Annotated in this window: 18 protein-coding genes and 1 pseudogene; 15 read left to right on the top strand and 4 right to left on the bottom strand. The window is 71.8% G+C overall.

The window, feature by feature from the left end; all coding sequences use genetic code 11:
* Together AC3RJ8_RS14760 and AC3RJ8_RS14755 are read left to right on the top strand one after the other, a co-directional pair.
* Positions 1 to 693, top strand: coding sequence for a DUF624 domain-containing protein (locus AC3RJ8_RS14760; protein WP_489713314.1), 693 nt, complete (start codon positions 1 to 3; stop codon positions 691 to 693).
* Positions 694 to 720: 27 nt separating this feature from the next.
* Entirely contained in the window at positions 721 to 1,263 is a 543-nt protein-coding gene (locus tag AC3RJ8_RS14755) for a ferritin (RefSeq protein ID WP_489713313.1), read from the top strand.
* Between the two features lie 80 nt (positions 1,264 to 1,343).
* Here AC3RJ8_RS14755 and AC3RJ8_RS14750 read toward each other — a convergent pair whose 3' ends face one another.
* Positions 1,344 to 3,398, bottom strand: coding sequence for an alpha-glucuronidase (locus AC3RJ8_RS14750; RefSeq protein WP_489713312.1), 2,055 nt, complete (start codon positions 3,396 to 3,398; stop codon positions 1,344 to 1,346).
* A 90-nt stretch (positions 3,399 to 3,488) separates the two neighbouring features.
* On the bottom strand, positions 3,489 to 4,910 hold the full coding sequence (gene uxaC, locus AC3RJ8_RS14745; RefSeq protein ID WP_489713311.1) for a glucuronate isomerase: 1,422 nt from the start codon (positions 4,908 to 4,910) through the stop codon (positions 3,489 to 3,491).
* 185 nt (positions 4,911 to 5,095) lie between these two features.
* On the opposite strand from uxaC, the gene AC3RJ8_RS14740 reads away from it, so the two are divergent.
* The 10 genes and pseudogenes from AC3RJ8_RS14740 to AC3RJ8_RS14695 all read left to right on the top strand — a co-directional run bounded on the left by AC3RJ8_RS14740 (position 5,096) and on the right by AC3RJ8_RS14695 (position 17,369).
* On the top strand, positions 5,096 to 6,118 hold the full coding sequence (locus AC3RJ8_RS14740; RefSeq protein ID WP_489713310.1) for a LacI family DNA-binding transcriptional regulator: 1,023 nt from the start codon (positions 5,096 to 5,098) through the stop codon (positions 6,116 to 6,118).
* Entirely contained in the window at positions 6,115 to 7,674 is a 1,560-nt protein-coding gene (locus AC3RJ8_RS14735) for a mannitol dehydrogenase family protein (protein ID WP_489713309.1), read from the top strand. The genes AC3RJ8_RS14740 and AC3RJ8_RS14735 overlap by 4 nt, the downstream gene beginning before the upstream one ends.
* Positions 7,675 to 7,967: 293 nt before the next feature.
* Positions 7,968 to 9,263 carry an ABC transporter substrate-binding protein gene (locus tag AC3RJ8_RS14730; RefSeq protein ID WP_489713308.1) on the top strand — a complete coding sequence of 432 codons (1,296 nt, stop codon included), beginning with the start codon at positions 7,968 to 7,970 and terminating at the stop codon, positions 9,261 to 9,263.
* A 69-nt stretch (positions 9,264 to 9,332) separates the two neighbouring features.
* Positions 9,333 to 10,321: pseudogene (locus tag AC3RJ8_RS14725) on the top strand (carbohydrate ABC transporter permease).
* Positions 10,318 to 11,229: a carbohydrate ABC transporter permease gene (locus AC3RJ8_RS14720; protein WP_489713307.1), complete on the top strand. Its 912-nt coding sequence runs from the start codon at positions 10,318 to 10,320 to the stop codon at positions 11,227 to 11,229. The pseudogene AC3RJ8_RS14725 and the gene AC3RJ8_RS14720 overlap by 4 nt, the downstream one beginning before the upstream one ends.
* Before the next feature lie 11 nt (positions 11,230 to 11,240).
* Positions 11,241 to 11,903, top strand: a complete 663-nt coding sequence (locus AC3RJ8_RS14715) for a hypothetical protein (RefSeq protein ID WP_489713306.1) — start codon at positions 11,241 to 11,243, stop codon at positions 11,901 to 11,903.
* A gap of 85 nt (positions 11,904 to 11,988) precedes the next feature.
* A complete protein-coding gene (locus AC3RJ8_RS14710) occupies positions 11,989 to 14,355 on the top strand; it encodes a rhamnogalacturonan lyase (protein ID WP_489713305.1) in 2,367 nt (788 codons plus the stop codon).
* Positions 14,356 to 14,455: 100 nt separating this feature from the next.
* Positions 14,456 to 15,604 (top strand): Gfo/Idh/MocA family protein, encoded by a 1,149-nt coding sequence (locus AC3RJ8_RS14705; protein ID WP_489713304.1) that lies wholly within the window; start codon positions 14,456 to 14,458, stop codon positions 15,602 to 15,604.
* Positions 15,601 to 16,632 carry a DUF6807 domain-containing protein gene (locus tag AC3RJ8_RS14700; protein ID WP_489713303.1) on the top strand — a complete coding sequence of 344 codons (1,032 nt, stop codon included), beginning with the start codon at positions 15,601 to 15,603 and terminating at the stop codon, positions 16,630 to 16,632. The genes AC3RJ8_RS14705 and AC3RJ8_RS14700 overlap by 4 nt, the downstream gene beginning before the upstream one ends.
* Positions 16,629 to 17,369: a cupin domain-containing protein gene (locus AC3RJ8_RS14695; protein ID WP_489713302.1), complete on the top strand. Its 741-nt coding sequence runs from the start codon at positions 16,629 to 16,631 to the stop codon at positions 17,367 to 17,369. The genes AC3RJ8_RS14700 and AC3RJ8_RS14695 overlap by 4 nt, the downstream gene beginning before the upstream one ends.
* Before the next feature lie 79 nt (positions 17,370 to 17,448).
* Here AC3RJ8_RS14695 and AC3RJ8_RS14690 read toward each other — a convergent pair whose 3' ends face one another.
* Positions 17,449 to 19,515, bottom strand: coding sequence for a beta-galactosidase (locus tag AC3RJ8_RS14690; RefSeq protein WP_489713301.1), 2,067 nt, complete (start codon positions 19,513 to 19,515; stop codon positions 17,449 to 17,451).
* 292 nt (positions 19,516 to 19,807) lie between these two features.
* Between AC3RJ8_RS14690 and AC3RJ8_RS14685 the strand changes: the two genes are divergently transcribed.
* Entirely contained in the window at positions 19,808 to 21,241 is a 1,434-nt protein-coding gene (locus tag AC3RJ8_RS14685) for an LPXTG cell wall anchor domain-containing protein (protein WP_489713300.1), read from the top strand.
* Positions 21,242 to 21,326: 85 nt separating this feature from the next.
* Here AC3RJ8_RS14685 and AC3RJ8_RS14680 read toward each other — a convergent pair whose 3' ends face one another.
* Positions 21,327 to 22,343: a LacI family DNA-binding transcriptional regulator gene (locus AC3RJ8_RS14680; RefSeq protein ID WP_489713299.1), complete on the bottom strand. Its 1,017-nt coding sequence runs from the start codon at positions 22,341 to 22,343 to the stop codon at positions 21,327 to 21,329.
* A 267-nt stretch (positions 22,344 to 22,610) separates the two neighbouring features.
* Between AC3RJ8_RS14680 and AC3RJ8_RS14675 the strand changes: the two genes are divergently transcribed.
* Positions 22,611 to 22,943: an L-rhamnose mutarotase gene (locus AC3RJ8_RS14675; RefSeq protein ID WP_489715650.1), complete on the top strand. Its 333-nt coding sequence runs from the start codon at positions 22,611 to 22,613 to the stop codon at positions 22,941 to 22,943.
* A gap of 30 nt (positions 22,944 to 22,973) precedes the next feature.
* Complete coding sequence (gene rhaI, locus AC3RJ8_RS14670; protein ID WP_489713298.1) at positions 22,974 to 24,140, top strand: L-rhamnose isomerase; 1,167 nt, start codon at positions 22,974 to 22,976, stop codon at positions 24,138 to 24,140.
* Positions 24,141 to 24,142 lie beyond the last annotated feature (2 nt).

The following is a 24,142-nucleotide window of genomic DNA, read 5'->3' as shown; positions in this document are numbered from 1 at the left end:
GTGACCGCCTCCGAAGCCCCTGTCCCCGGCGACCCGCAGGCCGGTCCGGCCGGGCGCGCGACCTCGACCGTGTACCGGCTCCTGGTCGTGGGGATCCTGCTGGCGATCAGCGTGGCACCCACCGTGGTGCTGACGTTCCTCATCGCGCCGCACCCGTCGAACGTGCCGCTGGTGGTCGGCTCCGCGTTGTTCGTGGGCCCGGGCCTGTCGGCGGCGCTGTTCGCGCTGGGGGCGAGGGCGCGCGACGACGGTCTGGCACCGGCGGCGGCCTTCCTCAAGGGCTACCGCATGAACGTCGGCGACGTGCTGAAGCTGTGGGTGCCGGGGGTCGCCGTCCTCGCGGCGCTCACGTGGACCACCGTCAACATCGCCGTCGCCGGTGTGCCCGCCTGGTGGGCGGGCATCCTCCTCGGGCTCGCCGCCGTCGTCGTGCTGTGGCTCGTCCAGTCCACCGTCATCACGTCGTTCTTCGCGTTCCGCGGCCGGGACACCGCCCGGCTCGCGCTGTACTTCCTCGGGAGGCTGCCGCGGGTGACGCTCGCGGTCCTGTCCGTCCTCGTGCTCGCCGGGGCGGTCGTGTTCCTCACGACGCCCGCGGTGCTCGCCGTCTTCGGCGTGCTCCTCGTGGCGCTGCTGCTGCGCTGGGAGAAGCCGCTGCTCTCCGAGGTGCGCCTGCGGTTCGTCGAGTCATGACGCCGAGCCGGTTGCTAGCGTGACCGGATGACGACTTCTGAGGGTTCGCGGTTCTGGCAGCTGATGGGCGAGCAGGTGGGCCACGAGATGGCGGCGCACCAGCAGTACGTCGCGATCGCGGTGTGGTTCGACGGCCACGACCTGCCGCGGATGGCCGCACACTTCTACCGGCAGGCGCTCGAGGAGCGCAACCACGCGATGATGATCGTCCAGTACCACCTGGACCGGTCGCTGCCGGCGAGCATCCCGGGCACGCCGGACGTCACCAACGAGTTCGCCGACGTGATCGAACCGCTGCAGCTCGCCCTCGACCAGGAGGAGCAGGTCACCCGACAGATCGAGGCGATCTTCCGCGCGGCGCGGGACGAGGGTGACGTGCTGGGCGAGCAGTTCATGCTGTGGTTCCTCGAGGAGCAGGTCGAGGAGGTGGCGTCGGCCAACACGTTGCTGACGGTGGCGCGCCGGGCGGGGGACAACCTGTTCGACCTGGAGAACTACGTCGCCCGTGAAGCGATCGGTGACGCCGGTGACGCCGCCGACGCCCCGAAGGCGGCCGGCGGGGCCCTGTAGCCACCTCCCACCCTCGCTGTGGGTGCGCGACACGCCGCCGGGTCGAAGAGCCCGGCGGCGTGTCGTGCACCCACAGCGAGTCAGTAGATCGGGCGGCCGTGGGCGTCCCCGACACCCGACTTGCGCCAGAAGTACGTGTTGACCTGGTCGCGCCATTCGACGGCCGAGCGGAGCTGTTCCGCCAGCCGCTCCCGGACACGCCGCGCGACGTCGTCGGGCACCAGCGCCGCGACCCGCTCCCAGGTGGCGACCATGCGCTCCACGCGCTCGACGCCCTCGAAGTGGGTGTCGTAGATGTGCTGGATCACCGAGGTCCCGTTGTGCAGGACATGGGTGTACGGCACGTGGTGGAAGAACAGCAGCAGCTCGTCGGGGCAGGTGTCGAGCGACTCGTACACGTCCCGCCAGGGCGCCGGGTACTGGCCGGTGTATCCCGTGCCGGTGGCGCGCGTGCGGTCCACGCCGACGCCGTCGCGGTCGGCGAAGTGATACGTGCCCCACGGCGTGTACTCGTAGCCGTCCACGTCCGGCCCGTAGTGGAGGCCCGGACGCACCATGAACCCGACACCGAGCGGCGCCGTGTACAGCTCGTAGGTGCGCCACGACTCGTCGAGGATCGCGTGGACCGCCTCGCGCAGCTCCCCGGGTGCCTCCGGGAACGTCAACGTGACCCACTCGTCGAGGACGGCGGTGGCGTCGAGCGTGGGGTCCCACGTCAGCCGGCCGTACGCGTAGAGGTTCGCCTGGGCGAGCGGGTGGCCGGTCCAGAACCGGTCGTCGCCCACGTTCGATACCGCGGCGAACCCTCCGGCGGGTGCGACGGCGTCGGCCACCGTCGCGCCGTCGTCGCCCCACGGGCGCCAGCGCAGCACCTCGCTCCAGGCCGGGCCGAGATAGACGGCGTGCCGCTGCTGGCCCGTGTACTCCTGGGTGACCTGCAGCTCGAGCGCGACCCGGGTGCGGGGCATCGCGGCGAGCACGGGGGAGACGGGCTCGCGTACCTGGAAGTCGAGCGGACCGTGCTTGACCTGGACGACCACGTTGTCGGCGAACCGCCCGTCCAGCGGGGCGAAGTGGTCGTGGGCTGCGCGGGCGCGGTCGGTGGAGCGGTCGCGCCAGTCCTGCCGGTGGTCGTAGACGAACGCCCGCCAGTGCACCAGCCCGCCGTGCGGGGCGACCGCCTCAGCGAGCGCGTTCGCGCCGTCGGCGTGGTCGCGGCCGTCCGCGAACGGGCCCGGCTGGCCCTCGGAGTCGGCCTTGACGACGAACCCGCCGAAGTCCGGGATCTCGGCCCACACGCGGTCCGCCGCGGCGCGCCACCAGGCGCGCACGTCCTCGTCGAGGGGGTCCGACGTCGGCAGGCCGCCGAGGGTCATCGGTGCGGCGAAGCTCACGGACAGGTGCGTACGGACGCCGTAGGGGCGCAGTGCGGCGGCGAGGCGGGCGACCTCGGGCAGGTCGTCGGTGAGCAGCCGCGCCTCGCGGGCGTGCACGTTGACGTTGTTGATCGCGACCCGGTCGACCCCGACGGCGGCGAGCAGCCGGGCGTACGCCGTGACGCGGGTGAGGTCGGTGCGGACCCGGCCGGCGTCGTGGAAGATCGAGCCGCCCGCGTAGCCCCGCTCGACCTGGCCCATCACCGGGTGGACGTCCACGTTGTCCCAGTGGTCGAGCACCCGCAGGGGGCTCGCGGGAGCGTGGTGCTCCTCCGTGCCGGGTGCGCCGGGCCGCGCCGCGAACGCCGCCCCGGCGAGGCGCACCACGTGGAACCAGCCGTGCAGGAGGCTCGTCGGACGGCTCGCGGTGACGGTGACCCGGCCACCGGACCGTTCGAGCCGGAAGCCGTCGGGCTCGTCGCGTGCGTCGGACCGGGCGGGCTCCGACGGGACGAGGGCGAGGAGGAGGTCGGGGTCGTCGTCGGGTCCGACGACGGCGCCACCGTGGGTGCGCGTGGCCCGTCCCAGCTCGGTGCGCAGCGTGGCGAGCACCTCGGCCGCGGCCGGGCTGCCGCCGTCGGCCGCTGCGCTGAGCGCGACGCGACGGATGCCGACGGCCCGGAACGCGCCGGCGGGCAACCAGGCGGGATGGAAATCGATTTCAGCAACCCCGGCGGGGCAGTGGGGCGTGGCGGGCATTCAGCTCTCCTTCGAGCGACGAGCAGATGCTGTGGGTATGAGATCTACGGCTCGACAGGGCACAGAGTCGTCGATCTCATACCCACAGCGTCAGCGGGGGCTGGGGTAGGCGGCCTGGGGGAGCCGGTAGGCGAGGTCGACCGCGGTCTCGGTCGCCTCGTCGAGCTCGAGGCGGTGCTCGGCCACCAGGCGCGCCAGGTAGCCGGCGTCGACACGGCGGGCCAGGTCGTGCCGCGCGGGGATGGAGCAGAACGCGCGGGTGTCGTCCACGAACCCGCTCATGTTGCTGAAGCCCGCGGTCTCGGTCGCCGCCTCGCGGAAGCGGCGCATCGCGTCCGGGGCGTCGAGGAACCACCACGGGGCACCCAGGCGCAGGGCCGGGTAGACGCCGGCCAAGGGCGCGAGCTCACGGGAGTAGACGTCCTCGTCGACCGTGAACGCGATCATGCGGAAGTCCGGGTGGTGGCCGAACGCGTCGAGCACCGGCCGCAGCGACCGGGCGAACTCTGTCACCACCGGGATGTCGTAGCCCTTGTCCGGGCCGAACGCGGCGAACGGCGCCGACGCGTGGTTGCGCAGCACGCCGGGGTGCAGCTGCATCACCAGGCCGTCCTCGGCGGACATCGCCGCCATCTGGAACAGCATGTGCCCGCTGAAGGCCTGCGCCTCGGCGGCCGTCACCGTGCCGGCCAGGGCGGCGTCGAAGACCCTCCGGGCCTCGCCGTCGTCGAGCGGGGTGGTGTCCGCGGCGAGATGGCCGTGGTCGGTGGCTCGCGCACCCGCCTCGATGAACTGGCGGCGGCGGTCGCGCAGCACCGTCAGGTAGTCGTCGTAGGAGTCGATCTCGTGGTCGGCGGAGCGGGCGAGCAGGGTGATCTCGTCGCGCCACGTGGGACGGTCGAGGTGCAGCAGCGGGTCCGGGCGGAACGTGGGCAGCACACGGTCGCCGTAGCCGTCCTTGGCCAGCCGCGCGTGGTCCTCCAGCGGCGCCCACGCGGCGTCGGTCGTGGCGATGACCTCGATGTTGAACGTGTCCAGCAGGGCACGCGGCCGGAATCCCGGCTCGGCGATGCGCGCGGCGACCTGGTCGTAGATCGCGTCGGCGGTCGCGGCCGACGGGCGCTGCGTGACCCCGAAGATCTCCACGAAGGCGTGCTCGAGCCAGTACCGCGTCGGCGTGCCGCGGAAGTGCTGCCACCCGGCGCAGAACCGGCGCCAGATCTCGCGCGGATCCTGCTCGACGGCTTCCGTCTCCGTGGACCCCACGCCCAGGCGCGGCAGCGTCTCGCCCTGCGAGACCAGCATGCGCGTCAGGTAGTGGTCGGGGATCACGAAGAGCTGGGCGGGGTCGCCGAACGACGTGTCCTGCGAGAACCACTCGACCGGCACGTGACCGTGCATCGAGACGATCGGCAGGTCCCTCGTGGCCTGGTAGACCTCGCGGGCGAGGGCCCGGACGGTCGGATCGGCGGGCAGGGCCCGGTCGGGGTGCAGGGTCCACGGCTCGCTCACGTGCGCCTCCTCGTCGAGAATGTGACAACGTTTGCATCCTACGGGTTCGATGCTGAGCGTGTCACCGCGAGGGTCTAGTCTGGTCCCTGGTAGGTCGGCGACAGCACAGGTGCAAACGTTCGCAACGCCGGTGGCGAAGGTGGCCGCGAACGGTGCGCGAGCAGGTTCGAGGACGGGAGGACCACATGGTCACGGTGCACGACGTCGCCCGGGTGGCCGGCGTGTCCATCTCCACGGTCTCGCGCGCGCTGGCCACACCGGAGAAGGTCGCGGACGCGACGCGTGACCGTGTCCGGGCCGTGGCCCAGGAGCTCGGCTACCGGCCGAACCGTGCCGCCGCCGTCCTGCGTGCCGGCCGGTCCGGCGCTTACGGCCTGGTGGTCCCCGACCTGGCGAACCCGTACTTCGCGGCCGTGGCCAAGGGGGCGCAGGAGCGCGCGCGGGAGCATGGGACCGGCCTGTTCATCGTGGACACCGACGAGGACCCCGACCTGGAGGCCGAGGCCATCGGCGCCCTCGCCCCGCAGACGGACGGCGTGGTGCTGTGCTCGCCCCGTGCCCCGGAGCGGGCGCTCGACGCGCTCGGCGGACGTCCCGTCGTCCTCGTCAACCACGACGTCGACGGCGTCCCCGCGGTCGAGGCCGACCACCGCGGTGGCATGCGGCGCGCGCTGGAACACCTGCGAGCGCTCGGGCACCGGCGCGTCGCGTACGTGGGCGGGCCGGAGAGCTCGTGGAGCGACCGCCGCCGTCGGGCCGGACTGGCGGACGCGTCCGCCCGGTACGACGACGTGGAGGTGGTCAGCCTCGGCGCGTTCCGCCCCCGGGTGGAGGGCGGGCAGGCCGCCGCCGACCTCGTCGTGGCCTCGGGTGCCACGGCCGTCGTCACCTTCAACGACCTGGTGGCCGTCGGGCTCGTCGACCGGTTGCGGGCGCGCGGCCTCGACGTCCCCCGTGACCTCTCCGTCGTCGGCTGCGACGACTCCTACGTCGCGTCGCTCGTGACGCCGCCGCTGACCACCCTGCGCGTCGACCTGCGCCGGCTCGGGCGCACCGCGGTCGACCGCCTCGTCGCCACCGCGTCCCCGCTCCGGGGGCAGGACCAGACCCTGTCCGCCGTCCCGGACGTCCCACCGCTCGACGTCGAGCTGGTGGTGCGGTCGTCCACCGCCCCGCCCGTCACCGACCCCTCCCGAGGAGCCCCGTGAACGACCGTCTGCACCGCCGTACCGTCCCCACCGATCTGGACGCGCCCGTGGACCCGGAGACCGTGGGGATCGTCCACCTCGGGATCGGAGCGTTCCACCGTGCCCACCAGGCGGTCTTCACCGAGCTCGCGGCGCGGGCGCGCGGCGACCGGCGCTGGGGGATCCTCGGCGTCACGCAGCGCTCGGCCACGGTGCGCGACCAGCTGCGGCCGCAGGGCGGCGTGTACTCGGTCCTCACGGCGGGGCGCGAGGCTTCCTCGCTGGACGTCGTCGGGTCGGTGCTCGACGTCGCGTGGCCGGCCGAGGAGACGCCGAGGGTGCTGGCGACGATCGCCGCGCCGACCACCCATCTGGTCACGTTGACCGTCACGGAGAAGGGGTACTGCCGCGACGCCCGCGGAGGGCTGGATCTCGGGCTGGTGCGACCGGACCTCGACGCGCTGGTCACCGAGCAGGCCCTCGGCGGCGACGGAGGGGCGGAGCCCGGTCGGTCCGCGGACCGGACAGAGGGTCGGCGCGGTGCACAGGTCGCCGCGTCGACCGCGATCGGCCTGCTCGCGCGCGGGCTGGCGGCGCGCTACCGGGCCGCCTGCGAGGCGGGAGAGGCGTTGCCGCTGACCGTGCTCACCTGCGACAACATGGTGGACAACGGCCGCGTGCTGGAGGGGCTGGTCCGCGCCGCCCTGGACGCCGCCGTGCCGGGGGACACGGGCCTGCGCGCCTGGCTGGACGCCCACGTCGCGTTCCCGTGCTCGATGGTGGACCGGATCGTGCCGGCCACGACGGCGCAGCAGCGGGACACCGTCGAGCAGCGGCTCGGCGTGCGCGACGAGGGGCTCGTCGTCGGCGAGCCGTACCGCCAGTGGGTCATCGAGGACCGGTTCGCGGGGCCCCGGCCGGCCTGGGAGGACGCCGGCGCGACGATCACCGACGACGTCGCGGTCTGGGAGCGCGCCAAGCTGCGGCTGCTCAACGGGACGCACTCCCTGCTCGCCTACGCGGGCCGGCTCGCGGGGCACGCGACCATCGCCGAAGCCGTCGGGGACCCGGAGATTGCGCAGCGGGCACGCCGGTTGCTCTTCGAGGACGCGCTGCCGACGCTCGAGGCCCCGGAGGGTGCGGACCTGCCGGCCTACGGGGAGTCGTTGCTGGAGCGGTTCGCGAACCCGGCGACCGGGCACACCACGGTGCAGGTCTCGATGGACGGCACCCAGAAGATCCCGTACCGCTGGGGCGGCACCGTCGCCCAGCGGCTGTCCGCGGGGGTGGTGCCGCACGGTGCGGCGTACGCCCTGGCGGCATGGTCCGAGGTGGTGCGCCGGGAGGCGGTCGCCGGCCGGGGCGTCGACGATCCCCGGGCGGACGAGCTGCGTGACGTGGTCGCCGCCGTCGGCCGCGGCGACGCCGGATCCGCGCGGCCGCAGGACGTGGCGCGGGCGCTCACCGCGCTGCCGGGCCTTCTGCCCGGTGGGGCGGGGACCGACCCCGTCCTCCTGGACGCGGTCGCAGCCGAGGCCGAGCAGCTCGCCGTGGCCGAGCCCGCCACGGTGGTCTAGGGGCGGGCTCCATGGGTCCGACGGGCCGCAGGTTCGGCGAGCCGCGCCCGCGGGTCGCTCGATGAGACCGGCATCACCTACGCTCGTCCTGATGTGAGCGCTCACATCCGACCTGGTGAGAGCCGGATCGTCGCGGGATGCGATGTCGCGCTCGTTGCCGGATCGTGATGAAGCGCTTTCCCAAGGGGCTGGACACGAGCGCTGAGACCTGTATTGTATCGTTTCAAGTCGACGGGACAGAGGGTGCCACAGGGGGCATCCTCGGCGTCGACGTCCTGAGCAAGGAGGCTCCGATGAGGATCACGCGCAAGGCCGCCGGCGCGGTCGCCGCGACCGCCGCTTTCACTCTCGTCCTGACCGCGTGCAGCGGTGGCGACTCGACCGAGGCCGGTGACGGCGAGGGCGGCGACGTCACGCTCACCGTCGCCTGGTGGGGCAACGACGACCGCGCCGCCAAGTACGAGGAGTCGATCGACCTCTTCGAGGAGGCGAACCCGAACGTCACGGTCCAGACCCAGTTCCAGTCCTGGGACGACTACTGGACCGCCCGCAACACCGAGGCCGCCGGCCAGTCGCTGCCCGACGTGTTCCAGATGGACCTGTCCTACCTGCGCCAGTACGGCAGCACCGGGCAGCTCGCCGACCTCTCCGGCAGCTCGATCGACACCGCCGGCTTCGAGGAAGCCCTCCTCAGCTCGGGTCAGATCGACGGCGCCCAGTACGGCGTCCCGACGTCGCAGAACACGCTCGCACTCTTCTACAACGGTGACCTGCTGGACGAGCTCGGCATCGAGCCGCCGGCCGCGGGCTACACGTGGGAGGACTACAACGCGTTCGCGGCCGAGGTGTCCGCGGCCGGCGCCGACATGGACCCGCAGATCTACGGCACCGGCGACTACACGGGGACCTTCTGGTTCTTCATGCAGTGGCTGATCCAGCAGGGCACGGAGCCGTTCACCACCGACGGCCAGCTGGCCTTCGACGAGGCGCAGATGACCGAGTTCCTCAACCTGGCCTCCGACCTGCGCGAGTCCGACCAGCTCTTCCCGGCCGAGCGCACCACGCAGCTCCTCCCGCTCGGTGGCTTCACCGTCAACGAGGCGGCCTCCGAGATGAGTTGGGACAACTTCCTGGCCGGCGACATCTCCGACTCGGGCACCGAGAACATCCAGATGCTGCCCATGCCCTCGGGCGACAGCGGCCCGCAGCAGTTCTGGAAGCCGTCGATGCTGCTGTCCTCGGGCGCCAACTCCGAGCACCCGGAAGAGGCCGCCGCGCTGATCGACTTCCTGGTCAACGACCCGGAGGTCGGGAAGATCTTCGGCACCTCGAAGGGTGTCCCGGCCGTGGCCGCCCAGCGTGACGCGATGGAGGTCGAGGAGGGTTCGGTCGACGCCACCGTGCTCGCCTACGAGGAGTCCGTGGCCCCCGACGTGACCGAGCCGGCACCGCTGCCCGTCGAGGGCTTCGGCTCGATCGAGGCGGAGTACAAGCGCCTGGCCGAGGAGCTCGGCTACGGCAACATCACGGTCGACGAGTTCGTCGAGCAGTGGTTCCTGTTCGCCGCCGACGCCGTCGGCCAGTCCTGACGCTCTCGACGTAGCGTGCGGTCCCGCGTCTCACCGCGCGGGACCGCACGCACCGGAGGTTCCACCATCATGGCTTCAATCGATCCGGGTGTGGTCGCCACCCCGGGACAGCCCGTCCCGGCGCAGCACCTGCAGCGCACCGACGCCGAGACGCCTCTGCGTGACAACAAGCGCAAGTACTCCCGGTCCGACACGCGGGCGGGGTATGCGTTCCTGTCTCCGTGGATCATCGGGTTCTTGGGTCTGACGGCGTTCCCGATGTTGGCGTCGTTGTATCTGGCGTTCACGGACTACAACCTGTTCACGGCTCCGCAGTGGGTGGGGCTGGACAACTTCGTGGACCTGTTCAACGATCCGCGGTTCATCCAGTCGGCGCAGGTCACGGCCGGGTACGTGCTGCTGGGCACGCCGATCAAGCTGGCGGCGGCGTTGGCGGTGGCGATGCTGCTGAACATGAAGCACCGCGGGCAGGGTGCGTACCGGTCGATCTTCTACGCCCCGAGCCTGATCGGCGCGAGCGTGTCGATCGCGATCGTGTGGAAGGTGATGTTCACCGACGACGGGATCGTGGACCGTATCCAGCGGGTCTTCGGGATCGATCTGGGGGGCTGGGTGGGTAACCCCGCCATGAGCCTGCCGATGCTGATCCTGCTGGGGGTGTGGGGCTTCGGCGCGCCGATGGTGATCTTCCTGGCCGGGCTCAAGCAGATCCCGGCCGAGCTGTACGAGGCGGCCGAGTGTGATGGCGCCGGTCCGGTGCGCAAGTTCTTCGCGATCACGGTGCCGATGCTGTCGCCGGTGGTGTTCTTCAACCTGCTGCTGGAGACGATCGCGGCGTTCCAGGTCTTCAGTTCCGCCTACATCATCTCCGGGGGCACGGGCGGGCCGGCTCGACGATGTTCTACACCCTGTACCTGTACCTGCGTGGCTTCCAGGACTTCAAGATGGGCTACGCCTCGGCGATGGCCTGGGTGCTGGTGATCGTGGTCGCCCTGATCACGGCGCTGATGTTCCGCACCTCCAAGGGCTGGGTCCACTACACGGGAGACGAACGATGAGCACTCTCACCGCACCTGCGCAGACCCCCTCGGTCGACCACGCGGCCGTCGCGCGACGCGCCGCCGCCAAGAACCGCCGCCGCGTGAAGTCGGTCATCTTCCACACCGTCGCCGTCGTGGCCACGATCGTGGTGCTCTACCCCGCGGCGTGGATGCTGTTCGCCTCGATGAAGCCGAACTCCGACATCATCGGCAACGTCCAGCTGCTGCCCGAGGTGTGGACCGCCGAGCACTACGCCACCGCGCTGTCCGGCATCGGCGGGGTGTCCTTTTGGACGTTCTTCGGCAACTCGCTGCTGCTGGCCTCGTTGAGCGTGGTCGGGACCGTGCTGTCCTCGACCGTGGCGGCCTACGCGTTCGCCCGGATCAGCTTCCCGGGCCGCAACGTGATGTTCGCGATCATGATCGGCACGCTGCTGCTGCCGTTCCACGTCACGATCATCCCGCAGTACATCCTGTTCAACAACCTCGGGATGGTGAACACCTACATCCCGTTGCTGGCACCGAAGTTCCTGGCCGCGGAGGCGTTCTTCATCTTCCTCATGGTCCAGTTCATCCGTGGCATCCCGCGTTCGCTGGACGAGGCCGCGCGCATCGACGGCTGCGGGCACGGGCGCACCTTCTGGCGGATCATCCTGCCCCTGATGCGTCCCGCGATCGTGACCAGCTCGATCTTCACGTTCATCTGGTCCTGGAACGACTTCCTCGGGCCCCTGCTCTACCTCAAGGACCCCAACCTCTACACCATGCCCATCGCGCTGCGGCAGTACGTCGACCAGACCTCGGTGTCCGACTACGGCGCCCAGATGGCCATGGCCGTCCTGGCCCTGCTGCCCGTGATGATCTTCTTCGTGGTCTTCCAGCGATTCCTCATCAACGGCGTGGCCACCCAGGGCCTCAAGGGCTGACAGGACCGCACATGTCACCCCGCCAGGACCCCTCGGCTCCCCGGCCCCGCCCTGCACGCAAGCAGCGGCGGGGCCGGGGGCCCGACCGAGGCACGCTGGCCAGCCTGCACCTGTTCGCCGAGGTCGCCCTGACGGGCGTGCTCGTCGCCGTCGGCTCCGTGCTCCTGTTGACCCTGGTGCCCTCGCTGGCCGCCGGCGCCGCGCACCTGCGCCGCCACCTGAGCGGCCGCGAGACCACGCTGCGCCGCTTCGCCACCGAATGGTGGCAAGCCGTGCGCACCCTGTGGCCCCTCGGCCTGGGCGTCCTCGTCCTGGCCGTGCTGCTCGTCGGCGACTGGCAGCTCGCGACCTCGGGCGTCATCCCCGGCGCGAACATCGTCGCCGTCGTGGTGGCCCTCTTCGCCACCGGGCTGGTCGCCGTCGTCCTGCGCGCCACCGGCACCTGGTCCGACCACGACGGCGAACCCCTCCCCGACACGACCACACGCCGCGCGCTCTCGGCCGCGACCGAACGCACCACCGACGACCTCACCGGATCCGCCCTGCTGGCCGCGGCCACCCTCATGGCAGCCGTGCTGGTCTGGATGCTCGTCCCGCTCGTGCTCGTCGTGGGCGGCCTCCTGGCCCTGGCCGTCGTGGCCGTCGAGACCCGCCGCCGCACGGACGCCGACTGACCCTCGCCCCCTGAACCTCCTCCGGCGCCGCGCCGGGGGTGATCGCAAGTGCACTGATTGCAAAGATGCAAGGAGGAAACACGCGATGCGACTCCACCGCACGACGGCCTGCGCCGTCGCCGCCGCGACCGTCGGGGCCCTGGCCCTGGGGGCGACGGCCACGGCCGCCCCGGGAGGCCACCACGGCCCGCCCGGGCACGGCCAGGGCGACGAGATCGTCCTGGAGGACCTCGACCGCGGCCTGGTCGCGGCCAGCACCAGCGAGGGGGTGTTCCTGAGCTGGCGCCTCCTCGGTGACGAGGTCACCGGGTCCACCGAGACCGGGATGGCCGGCACCGGGTTCGCCGTCTACCGCGACGGGCGTCAGATCGGCACCGTCACCGACTCGACCAACTACGTCGACGCCGACGGCGAGGCCACCTCGCGCTACGTCGTCGTGCCGCTGCGCGCGGGCCACCCGGGCAAGAGCAAGGGCAACGGGAAGAGCCACGTGCGCTGGGGCGAGCGCAGCGAGACCGTCGTGCCCTGGTCGGACGACCACCTCGACATCCCGCTGAACAAGCCGGCCGACGGCGTCACCCCCGTGGGCGAGGAGTACTCCTACGCCGCCAACGACGCGTCCGTCGCGGACCTGACCGGTGACGGCACCTACGAGGTGGTCGTCCAGTGGTCCCCGTCGAACGCCAAGGACGTGTCGCAGAAGGGCTACACGGGCAACGAGTACCTGGACGCCTACACCCTCGACGGCGAGCAGCTCTGGCGTATCGACATGGGCGTCAACATCCGTGCCGGAGCCCACTACACGCAGTTCCCGGTGTATGACTTCGACGGTGACGGCCGGGCCGAGGTCATGGTCAAGACGGCGCCGGGCACGCAGGCCACCACGTACCGCGACGGCGAGGAGGCCGGCGACGAGTACGTGACGATCCCGGCGGACGACCGGGAGGCCGGCGTCACGCACGACGACGACTACCGGTACAGCGCGGACGACTACTACGAGCACGTGGTCGAGATGTTCCGCGACTGGGCCGACTACCCCGAGGTGACCAGCGGCGAGTGGCCGGCCACCCTCGAGGAGGCGTTCGGCATCGAGCAGCAGTACGAGTACCCGCTGTCCGACGCGGACGCGCGCGAGCTCGCCGACTACTTCATGGACGTGTACGCCCCCGAGCGCTCGGGCCGCAACGACCTGCGCGCGTTCGAGGGCTTCGTGATCTCGGGGCCGGAGTACCTGACGGTGTTCGACGGCCGCAGCGGCCTCCCGATGGACACGGTCGACTACGAGCCGGCCCGCTTCGACGACGGCCTGCGCTGGGGTGACTACGCGATGAGCCGCATCGAGCCGGGCAACCGGGTCGACCGGTTCCTCGCCGGGGTGGCCTACCTCGACGGGGAGACGCCGTCGGCGGTGTTCGCGCGGGGCTACTACACGCGCTCGACGATCGCGACCTACGACTGGGACGGCGAGAGCCTGACCCAGCGGTGGTTGGTCGACTCCGGCTGGACGCCGATGAGCAACCCGTTCAACGACGGCCCCCACGGCGTGCCGGGGACCGACCCCGAGTTCGGCTCGATCACCACGCAGGGCTTCCACTCGATGTCCGCGGCCGACGTGGACGGGGACGGCAAGCAGGAGATCGTCTACGGCTCGGCGACGATCGACGACGACGGCTCGCTGCTGTACTCGTCGTTCGACACGATGCCCGAGGGCTCGGCGGACCCAGGAGCCGAGGCCGGTCTGGGCCACGGCGACGCGATGCACGTGACGGACATCGACCCGGCCCGCCCCGGTCTGGAGATCTGGACCTGCCACGAGGGCGGAGCCTGGGCCCCGTACGGGACGGCGATGCGCGATGCCGCCACGGGTGAGGTGCTGTTCGGCGCCTACTCCGGGCGGGACACCGGCCGCTGCATGATCGGCGACGTCGACACCGACGCCCCGGGCATCGAGGTCTGGGGCTCGATGCCGGGCGGCTCCGACGGCTCGGGCACGCTGAGCGCGACGGGAGAGCGGCTCTCCGCCTCCACGCCGGGGACGAACGCCTCGGTGCGCTGGGCGGCCGACGGCAGCACGCAGCTCGTCGAGGGGGCGATCGAGGAGACCCCGCGGATCGTGGCCGGCGACGGCACGGTGCTGAAGACCCTCGACGGCGCCCTGACCAACAACCACACCAAGGGCAACCCGTCGCTCGTCGCGGACGTCCTCGGTGACTGGCGCGAGGAGGTGCTGGTGCGCACGGAGGACTCCTCGGCGCTGCGCGTCTACCTCTCCACCGAGGTCACGGACATCAAGATGTACACGCTGATGCACGACCCGCAGTACCGGGTCGAGGTGGCGCGGCAGCAGACGTCCTACAACCAGCCGTCCTACCCGGGTTTCTACCTGGCCTCGGACACGGACTGGTCGCAGGTGCCCATCCCCGGCGCTGCCCGTCCTGGCGCCGCGCAGTGAGCTGAACCGCTGCGACGCACGAGTTGTCAGAACGAGCGCGAGGTATACCTCGCGCTCGTTCTGGCAACTCCTTCATGACGACGACTGAGAGAGTGGAACGATGAAGGTCAGCATCCTGGGAGCCGGCGCGATCGCCCATGCCCACGCCGAGGCGTTGAACGCGCTGGCGCAGCACGACGGCCTGGACGGTGTCGAGCTGGCCGCCGTGGTCGACGTCGACGCCGCGCGGGCCGAGGAGTTCGCCGCACGGCACGGCATCGCCCGGCACGGCACCGACCTGCACGAGCTGCTCGCCTCCGGTGACGTCGACGTCCTGCACATCTGCACCCCGCCGTCGCTGCACCTCGAGCAGGCCCGCGCGGCGCTGGCGGCCGGGGTGCACGTCGTCGTCGAGAAGCCCGCCGTGCTCTCCCTGGCCGAGATCGACGCGATGGCGGAGGCTGAGCGCGACGGAGCCGACGGCGCACGGTTCACCCAGATCGTCCAGCACCGGTTCGGCGCCGGGGCGCTCCGGCTGCGTCGCCTGCTGGCGGACGGCGTGCTCGGCCGCCCGCTCGTCGCCACGTGCGACACCCTCTGGTTCCGGCCGCCGGAGTACTTCGACGTGCCGTGGCGCGGCCGGTTCGACACCGAGGGCGGCGGCCCCACCATGGGCCACGGCATCCACCAGTTCGACCTGCTGCTGTCGGTGCTGGGGGAGTGGAGCGAGGTGCGGGCCATGGCGGGGCGCCTGGCACGCGACGTCGACACCGAGGACGTGTCGATGGCGATGGTCCGTTTCTCCTCGGGGGCGATGGCCAGCATCACCAACTCGCTGCTCTCCCCGCGCCAGACCTCCGCGCTGCGCGTCGACACCGAGCACGCGACGGTCGAGCTCGAGCACCTCTACGGCTACGACGACGACGCCTGGCGCGTCACGGCGGCTCCCGGCCACGATGACGTCCTGCCGGCCTGGTCCGACGACGGCGCGGCGGCGCAGGAGCGCGTCGACGAGGGCCGCTCGGGCCACCTCGCCCAGCTCGTGCCGACGTACCGGGCGCTCGTGGCGGGGCAGGTCCCGCCGATCACCGTGGCCGACGCCCGGAACACGCTCGAGCTCGCCGCCGCGATCTACCGGTCGGCGTTCACGGGCGAGACGGTGACCCGGGGCCAGATTTCCGCCGGTGACCCCTTCTACGACAGCATGGGCGGCACGGGGGCGCCGTGGCCCCCGGTCAAGGACGTCCCGGCTCAGGAGGCCACACCATGAGCGTCACCCTGGACAGCGACGGCAGCGCGATGACCGGTTCGCGTGCCGACGTCGACCTCTTCACGTACGTGTACCGACCCACCGACGTCCCGTACGAGAGCCCGCGCCCCTACCTGCACCCGTTGCGGACCCGGGGCGGTGCGGTCGTCTCGGCCTACCGCCCGTGGGACCACGTGTGGCACAAAGGCCTGGCCTGGTCGCTCCCGCACGTCGGTCCGTGGAACTTCTGGGGCGGCCCGAACTACGTCCGCGCGGAGGGCGGCTACGTCGACCTGGACAACGACGGGTCGATGGAGCACGACCAGTTCACTGCCGTCGGCCCCTGCGGGTTCGTCGAGGAGCTGTCGTGGCGCACCCCGCCCACCGGTCCGCACGGCGAGGTCGCGGGCGACGTCGTCGTCCGGGAGGAGCGCGCGGTCCAGGTGGTCCTGCCGGACGACGAGCGCGACGTGTGGGTGCTGACCTTCGCCTCCGCGATGACGAACGTCTCCACCGGGCCGCTCGACATCGGCAGCCCCACCACCAACGGCCGCGAGAACGCGGGCTACGGCGGCCTCTTCTGGCGCGGCCCCCGGTCCTTCACCGGCGGTCGTGTGCTGCTGCCGGGCGACGACGGCACCGGTGTGGTGGCGGACGCCGAGGACGCGCGGGGCCTGCGCGCCGAGTGGCTCGGGTTCGTCGGGCGGCACGACGGCGCGGCGCCCGGGCCGCAGGGTGGTTGGCGGTCCTCCACGGTGCTCATGGTCGACCCCGGCACCAACCCCGGGGGGACGCCACAGTGGTTCGTCCGGTCGGAGCCGTTCGCCTGCGTGTGCCCCGCGCCGTTCTTCAGCGAGGAGGTGCCGCTCGCCCCCGGCGAGACCCTGCGCTTCAGCTACGCCGTCGTGGTCGCCGACGGCGGGTCCGACGGCGCCCGGGGCGTCGAGCTCGCGGAGCTCGGCCGGCAGGTCCTCGCCGGCGAGGGCGGGGTGCTGGAGCCCGGGCACGTGAAACCCGCAGCACAACCGGCGTCGGTGGGGCGGGCGTGACGGGCCTGCCCGTCTTCCCCGGCGGCACGTCCGTCAGCCACCTGCGGGTCTACGACTGGCCGGCGGCCGACGCCCCGGCGGGCAGCGGGTCGCCGCACCTGCACACCACGTCGACCGAGGCCTACGTGACCCTGTCCGGCAGCGGCCGGGTGGAGACGCTGGGGCCGGACGGCTTCGCCGTGCACGACCTCGCGCCCGGGCGGATCGTCTGGTTCGGGCCCGGCGTCGTGCACCGGGCGGTGAACCTCGGCGCCCTGGAGGTGCTCGTGGTGATGTCCAACGCCGGGCTGCCCGAGGCGGGCGACGCCGTCATCACGTTCCCGGCCGACGTCCTGGCCGCTCCCGACCGCTACGCGGGTGCGGCGCGGCTGCCGGGACCCGACGACGGCGCCACCGATGCCGAGATCGCCTCCGCCGCCCGCGCGCGGCGCGACCTGGCGCTGGAGGGCTACGCGGCGCTGCGGGACGCCGTCGAGCACGACGGGCCGGACGCCCTGCGACCGCTGCACGACGCCGCTGCCCGCCTCGTCGCCCCGCGCACGGCGGGGTGGCGCGAGACGTGGGAGGCGTCGGTCCGCCACGCGGCGGGCCAGACCGACGCGGCGCTCGAGGCGCTGGCCGACGCGTCGGCGGTCACGCTGGACGAGGGCCGCGTCGCGGCCGCCGACGCGGTCGACGGCCCTCGGCGCTACGGGATGTGCGGGCGTCTGCAGACCTGGTCGCTCACCCCCGCCTGATCGCTGTGGGTATGAGATCGACGGCATGGAAGGGATCCAGGCCGTCGATCTCATACCCACAGCCCGGTGCGGGCGACGGTCAGGCGGTGGTGCGGACCACGCGCACCGCGCCGGCCGGCACGAGCAGCTTGCCGGTCACGGCCGCACCCTCGACCAGCTCGGTCCCGGAGACGTCGTCGAGCGTGGCCTCCGCAGCGGTGTGGTTGAGCGCGAAGAGCCACGACGTGGCGCCGTCGTCGGTGCGCCGCCGGACGACCTCGACCCCGGCCGGGGCGACGACGTCGGGCGCGACGCCGGACTCCTCCACCAGCCGGCCGACCAGCGAGGCCAGGCCCGCGCGGTCGAGGCGGGTACCCACGTACCAGGCGGCGCCCGCGCCGACCTCGCGCCGGGTGACGGCCGGGTGCCCGGCGAGCGCGCCGTCGTCGTAGGCCGCCGCGACCTCCGTGCCGTCGTGCACGAGCGTCTTCTCGGTCCACAGGTCGGCCGTGGCGTCGCCGCCGACGGCCTTGCCGGTCACCCCGACCCGCTCGTCGACCTGCATCGGGTAGAACTCCTCGGTGCGCAGGCCCAGCAGGTCGCGGAACGCGCCGGGGTAGCCCCCGAGCCGCACGTGGTCGTGCTCGTCGACGATCCCGGAGAAGAACGTGACCGCCACGGTGGCCCCGCGCTCGGCGGCGCGGGCGACGTTGGCGGCGCCGTCGTCGTCCACGAGGTAGAGCGTCGGGACGACGACGAGGTCGTAGCCGTCCAGGTCGGCGTGCGGGGGCACGGTGTCCACGGTGACACCCTGGTGCCACAGGGCCGAGTACCAAGCGCGGACCTCTTCCATGTAGCGCAGGTCCTGGGTGGGGTGCGAGTCCAGCTCGGCGGCCCACCAGGCGGGGTAGTCCACCACGACGGCGGCACGGGACACGACGCGGGACCCGCGCACCTCGCCCAGGCGCTGCAGCGTGGTGCCGAGCTCGACCGTGCCGCGCCACACGTCCGTGTCGGTCCCGGCATGGGGCAGCATCGCGGAGTGGTACTTCTCGGCGCCCGCCCGGGACTGGCGCCACTGGAAGAACATCACCGAGTCCGCACCGCGCGCCACGTGCTGCAGGGAGTTGCGGAGCATCTCCCCGGGCAGCTTGGCGCGGTTGCGCGGCTGCCAGTTCACCGCGGACGTCGAGTGCTCCATGAGGATCCACGGCTCCCCGCCGGCCACGCCGCGGGCGAGGTCGGCGGAGAGGGCGAGCTCGACGTGACGCTCGCCGTCGGACGCGATCGTGTAGTGGTCGTTGGCGACGACGTCGAGGTCACCGGCCCACGAGAAGTAGTCCATGCCCTTGGTCGTCGACGTCGTCATGAGGTTCGTCGTCGTCGGGACGTGCGGGGTGATCTCGCGCAGGGTGTCGCGCAGGTCCCGGTAGTAGTCGAGCAGCGCGTCGGAGCTGAAACGGTCGAAGTCCAGCTGCTGCGTGGGGTTGGCGAACATCGGGGCGACGAGCGGGGGCAGCACGTCCTCGAACGCGGCGTACCGCTGTGACCAGAACGCCGTGCCCCACGCCTCGTTGAGGCGCTCGATCGTGCCGTACCGCGCGGCGAGCCAGTCGCGGAACGCGGCGGCGGCGCTCTCGGAGTAGTCGCGGGGCACGTGGCAGCCGATCTCGTTGTCCACGTGCCACAGCGCGAGGGCCGGGTGGTCGCCGTAGCGCTCGGCCATGCGGGTCGTCATGCGCAGCGCGTACTCGCGGTACAGGGGGTGGGTGACCGCGTACGCCTGTCGGGCCCCCTGGTGCAGCACGGTGCCGTCGGCCAGGCGCGGCAGGATCTCCGGGTGCCGGCGCGTCAGCCACGGTGGCGGCGACGCGGTCGCCGTGGCGAGCGCGACCTGGATCCCGGCCTCGTGGAGGCGGTCCATCGTGTCGTCCAGCCAGCCCCACTCCAGCTCGCCCTCGCGCGGCTCGATCGTGGCCCAGGCGAAGATCGCGACGCTGAGGACGTTGACGCCGGCCTCGCGCATCAGGCGCACGTCCTCGTCCCGCACCTCGGCGGGCCACTGCTCGGGGTTGTAGTCGCCGCCGAATCCGAGGCCGTCGATCTGCCCGTTCCACGGGTTCACGGCGGCGGGGTCGAAGGCGGTGAAGGAGGTGCGTCGTCGCATGGGTGCAGTCTGCCATAAATCGATTCAATCGCAGGTGTCGGCCGTCGTCGGCCGCTGCCGGTGGAGTGCGCGGTCTATCCGTTGCGGGTGAAATGAAATCACAAAACGGTCACAATGGCCCCGGCGGACGGAGCGTCCTGAACCGGGAAAACCGCTTCGGACGTGCGAAGACGCCTTACCACGAGGTGTTCTTGCTCGCATGTCGGGGTCGTCGAAGGGGCTTCACCTGCGGTGATGCCTCCCCTACTCTGCGGTTTGCCTGTCTTTCATCTCAGCGAGAGTGAGTCTTTCCATGCCTGTCGTTCGCCGACGCGCGCCGGTCGCAGCGATCGTCGCCGCCGCGTTCGCGTTGCTCGCCACCTTCGTCGCCGTCCCTCCGGCCGCGGCCACCCAGAACCATGGCGACGACTCGAAGATCTGCAGCAAGGACGACGGCTGGGTCAAGTACGAGGAGAAGGGTGGGAAGTTCGTCAAGGAGGCGGGCTCGGCCGACGTCGGGGTCGAGATCACCGAGACCAAGGACGGTGGCGAGCCGACGCAGGTGGTCGTCACGGCTCCCGACGGCTACCTGATCAGCGACTACTGCGTGAAGGCCGGTCAGAAGACCGTCTCCGGCCAGGTGGCTCCCACGGTCACGACGCTCACCATCGACGGGCCGCTCGGCAAGGGCATCAGCCACTTCGCGGTGCTCCTGACGCCGGACGAGTGGGGCTGGAACTGGGAGTACCCCGAGCCGACGTGCGAGGGCGTCCTGACGGTCGCGTACCCGAAGGACCTGCCCGCGGGGCAAGCCAACCACGTCAACATCAAGGTGCAGAACCTCGAGACCGACGAGATCGTGACGATCAACATCCACCTCGAGCAGGGCACCTGGTCGGGGGAGCAGACCTTCGACCCGACGGCCGAGCCCGAGTGGCCGGGCTGGGAGTCCTGGGCCTTCCTGTGGACCCAGGTCGCCGGTTCGAACTACCACTGGAAGGGCTACGTCAAGGTCGGCTGCGAACCCACGTCGACCCCGACGCCAGTCGTCTCCCCGACCCCGACCCCGTCGCCCTCGGACGAGCCTGGTCCGGACCCGAGCCCTCTGCCGAGCGAGGCGCCCGAGGGTTCCCTCGACGGCTCCATCGCCGTGGGGGAGTGCCTCGAGGACGCCCCCTGGATCCGGTACGACGTTCAGGTGACGCCCGCGGACGCGCCGCTCGAGGACCGCACCGTGCAGCTCGTGCTCACCGACGGGACGAACACCGAGACGATCGAGCTGGGTGAGCTCGACGCGGACGGCGCGCTCTCCGGCCGTGTCCTGTGGCCCGGGGCGTCCGTCGCGGACGACGGGGTGACGCCGACCGGGTGGCCGGGCTGGACGCAGCTCGACGACGGGACCTGGGTCGAGATCGACGGCAACGCCGGGTGGACCCGTGGGGACATCGACGCCACGCTGGTCGCGAACCCGGAGCTGGCCGTCAACCTGGCCTACCCGGTAGCCACGCCGGAGTGCGCCACGGGGCCGTCGCAGGTCGAGCCGGTGGACGGCTCGGACGAGGGCCCCACCGTCCGTGAGCAGCAGACCCTCGTCGACCCGGAGGTCGCGGCCCAGTCGGTCGAGGCGGTCGAGGCGGGCGACGACGAGCTGCCGCAGACCGGGTCGAACGTCGCGCTCCTGGTGGCGGGTGCCCTGGCACTGGTCGCCGCCGGCGGAGCGTTCCTCTGGCTGCGTCGACGCGCCTGATCTGACGTAGTACCGCCGCAAGGCCTGTCCGGGAGATCCCGGGCAGGCCTTGCGCCGTTCTCTCGGCTGCCGAGCAGGTGAGACCTCAGGCGGTCCCGGTGGTCGACTCGCGGACGACGAGCTCGGGCTGGAACGTGACGTGCTCCGGCACGTCCTCCTCGGCGAGCAGCAGGTCCGCCGCGCGCCACCCGAGCTGGTGCGTGGGCTGACGGACGGACGTCAACGGGGTGGCGAGCTCACCGGCGAACGTGACGTCGTCGTACCCCACCACGGCCATCCCGGAGGGGATGGGGACCTGCGCGGCCCGGAGCGCGCGCAGGGCGCCGAGCGCCGTGAGGTCGTTGACGCACAGCGTGGCGGTGGGGCGGTCGGGCAGGGCCAGGACCTGCTCGGTGCCGGCCTGGCCCCCGTCGGCGTTGAGGGAGGTGATCGTGATCTCCGTGAGGGCCTCGTCGGGGTCCAGCCCGGACTCGGCCAGGGCGGAGCGGATGCCGGCCGACCGGTCGGCGCACTGCCGGATCGTGTGCGGGCCGTTGATGAACGCGAGTCGTTCGTGGCCGAGCGTGACGAGGTGCCGGGTCGCCTGGGCGGCCCCGGCGCGGTCGTCGACCGCCACGGAGGACAGGGCCTCGACGGGGGAGGGCTGGTCGAGCAGCACGACGCGCAGCCCACGGTCTCGGAGGGTCAGCAGGTGGGAGACGTCGGGCGTCGAGGGCACGACCATGAGGCCCTGGACGCCGTGCTCCTCGAAGAGTCGCAGGTAGCGCGCCTCGCGGTCCGGGTCCTCGTCGGAGCTGGCCAGCATGAGGGTGTAGCCGGCCTCGTCGAGCCGGTCCTCGATGCCGCGCGCGACGTCGGTGAAGAACGGGTTGGCCACGTCGAGGACGATGGCGCCGGCCGTCGTGATGGTGCCCGCGCGGAGCTGGCGCGCGGAGCCGTTCCGCACGAACGACAGCTCGGCGATGGCCGCCTCGACGCGTTCGCGAGTGCCGGGGGAGACGCGGTCGGGGCGGTTCAGGACGTTGGAGACCGTGCCGACGGACACTCCGGCGTGGTGCGCCACGTCGGAGATCGACGTGCGCCGGTTCCTGCGGGGCGGCATGCGTTCCCTCTCCTCGTCGACAGGGCCGGGGTCCAGGGAGGGTCCCGGGCAGAGCGGTCGGCGACCGCACCCCCGGATCGTAACCGGTGCTGCGGAACAGGGCCGACGGGCACGCGGGTAGGCTGGAAACCGATTACCCGGACGCTCCTTGCGTCTGTCGGGACCGACCGGTACGTTGTGAACATTGAATCGATTCATAGTCCGCGTCGAGGACGATGCGAGAGAGGACCGACGGTGGTTCGCACGGACGGCGGCGCCCGCCGCGTGATGTTCCGGTTCCGGGTGCGCCCGGACCGGCTCGAGGAGTACTCGCGGCGGCACGCCGCGGTGTGGCCGGAGATGCTGCGCGCCCTGCAGGCCACGGGATGGCGCAACTACTCGATCTTCACCAGCCCCGACGGCGACGTCGTCGGCTACTTCGAGAGCGACGACCCGGACGCCGCCCGCGCGGACATGGGTCTGTACGAGGTCAACGCGCGCTGGCAGGCGGAGATGGCCGAGTTCTTCGACGGCGCCGGCCCGGACGAGTCGATGCAGGAGCTCACCCCGATCTTCCACCTCGAGACCCAGCTCGCGACGCACAGCACCAGCCAGGACTGAAAGACCAGCCAGGACTGAAAGAGGACGACCATGCCCACCTTCGACGACATCACCCCGGTCCTGGACCGCCTCGCCATCGAGGTCCCCTCCTGGGCCTACGGCAACTCCGGGACCCGCTTCAGGGTCTTCTCGACGCCCGGCACGCCGCGCACCCCCGAGGAGAAGATCGCCGACGCCGCGCAGGTGCACCGGCTCACCGGCCTCGCCCCGACCGTGGCGCTGCACATCCCGTGGGACAAGGTCGACGACTACGCGGCGCTGCAGCGCTACGCGAACGACCAGGGCGTCACCCTGGGCACGATCAACTCCAACACGTTCCAGGACGACGCGTACAAGCTCGGCTCCCTGACCCACACGGATGCCGGTGTGCGCCGCCAGGCGATCGACCACCACCTCGAGTGCATCGAGATCATGAACGCGACCGGGTCGCAGGACCTCAAGATCTGGCTGGCCGACGGCTCGAACTACCCGGGCCAGGCAGACATCCGCACGCGCCAGGACCTGCTGCACGAGGCGCTCGCCGAGATCTACGCCCAGCTCGGCGACGACCAGCGCATGGTGCTCGAGTACAAGTTCTTCGAGCCGGCGTTCTACCACACGGACGTCCCGGACTGGGGCACGTCGTACGCCCAGGTAGCCGCGCTGGGGGAGAAGGCGTTCGTCTGCCTCGACACCGGCCACCACGCCCCCGGCACCAACATCGAGTTCATCGTGGCGCAACTGCTGCGCCTCGGAAAGCTCGGCTCGTTCGACTTCAACTCGCGGTTCTACGCGGACGACGACCTCATCGTGGGCGCCGCCGACCCGTTCCAGCTCTTCCGCATCATGGCCGAGGTCATCCGCGGCGGCGGCCTGGACGAGGGCTCGCAGGTGGCGCTGATGCTCGACCAGTGCCACAACATCGAGGACAAGGTGCCCGGGCAGATCCGGTCCGTGCTCAACGTCCAGGAGATGACGGCCCGGGCCCTGCTCATCGACCGTGACGCCCTGGTCAAGGCCCAGGAGTCCGGCGACGTGCTCGGCGCCAACGCGATCTACATGGACGCCTTCTACACGGACGTGCGCCCCGCGCTCGCCGAGTACCGGGAGTCCCGCGGCCTGCCCGCGGACCCGATGGCGGCGTTCGCGGAGTCCGGCTACCTGAGCCGGATCGCCGCCGAGCGCGTGGGCGGTCAGCAGGCCGGCTGGGGCGCCTGAGC

It is taken from the genome of Isoptericola sp. MSGPD8_1_ISO-PGPR-S23-394 (genome assembly GCF_058072785.1).
Note: the sequence above shows the minus strand (reverse complement) of the source record. Positions and strands in the feature narration are given on the sequence as shown.

Coding starts and splice junctions, on each gene's coding strand:
- AC3RJ8_RS14755 (WP_489713313.1), top strand. CDS start 721: ATGACGACTTCTGAGGGTTCGCGGTTCTGGCAGCTGATGGGCGAGCAG.
- rhaI (WP_489713298.1), top strand. CDS start 22,974: ATGCCCACCTTCGACGACATCACCCCGGTCCTGGACCGCCTCGCCATC.
- AC3RJ8_RS14750 (WP_489713312.1), bottom strand. CDS start 3,398: ATGCCCGCCACGCCCCACTGCCCCGCCGGGGTTGCTGAAATCGATTTC.
- AC3RJ8_RS14720 (WP_489713307.1), top strand. CDS start 10,318: ATGAGCACTCTCACCGCACCTGCGCAGACCCCCTCGGTCGACCACGCG.
- AC3RJ8_RS14740 (WP_489713310.1), top strand. CDS start 5,096: ATGGTCACGGTGCACGACGTCGCCCGGGTGGCCGGCGTGTCCATCTCC.
- AC3RJ8_RS14690 (WP_489713301.1), bottom strand. CDS start 19,515: ATGCGACGACGCACCTCCTTCACCGCCTTCGACCCCGCCGCCGTGAAC.
- AC3RJ8_RS14700 (WP_489713303.1), top strand. CDS start 15,601: ATGAGCGTCACCCTGGACAGCGACGGCAGCGCGATGACCGGTTCGCGT.
- AC3RJ8_RS14710 (WP_489713305.1), top strand. CDS start 11,989: ATGCGACTCCACCGCACGACGGCCTGCGCCGTCGCCGCCGCGACCGTC.
- AC3RJ8_RS14705 (WP_489713304.1), top strand. CDS start 14,456: ATGAAGGTCAGCATCCTGGGAGCCGGCGCGATCGCCCATGCCCACGCC.
- AC3RJ8_RS14685 (WP_489713300.1), top strand. CDS start 19,808: ATGCCTGTCGTTCGCCGACGCGCGCCGGTCGCAGCGATCGTCGCCGCC.
- AC3RJ8_RS14715 (WP_489713306.1), top strand. CDS start 11,241: ATGTCACCCCGCCAGGACCCCTCGGCTCCCCGGCCCCGCCCTGCACGC.
- AC3RJ8_RS14730 (WP_489713308.1), top strand. CDS start 7,968: ATGAGGATCACGCGCAAGGCCGCCGGCGCGGTCGCCGCGACCGCCGCT.
- AC3RJ8_RS14680 (WP_489713299.1), bottom strand. CDS start 22,343: ATGCCGCCCCGCAGGAACCGGCGCACGTCGATCTCCGACGTGGCGCAC.
- AC3RJ8_RS14675 (WP_489715650.1), top strand. CDS start 22,611: ATGTTCCGGTTCCGGGTGCGCCCGGACCGGCTCGAGGAGTACTCGCGG.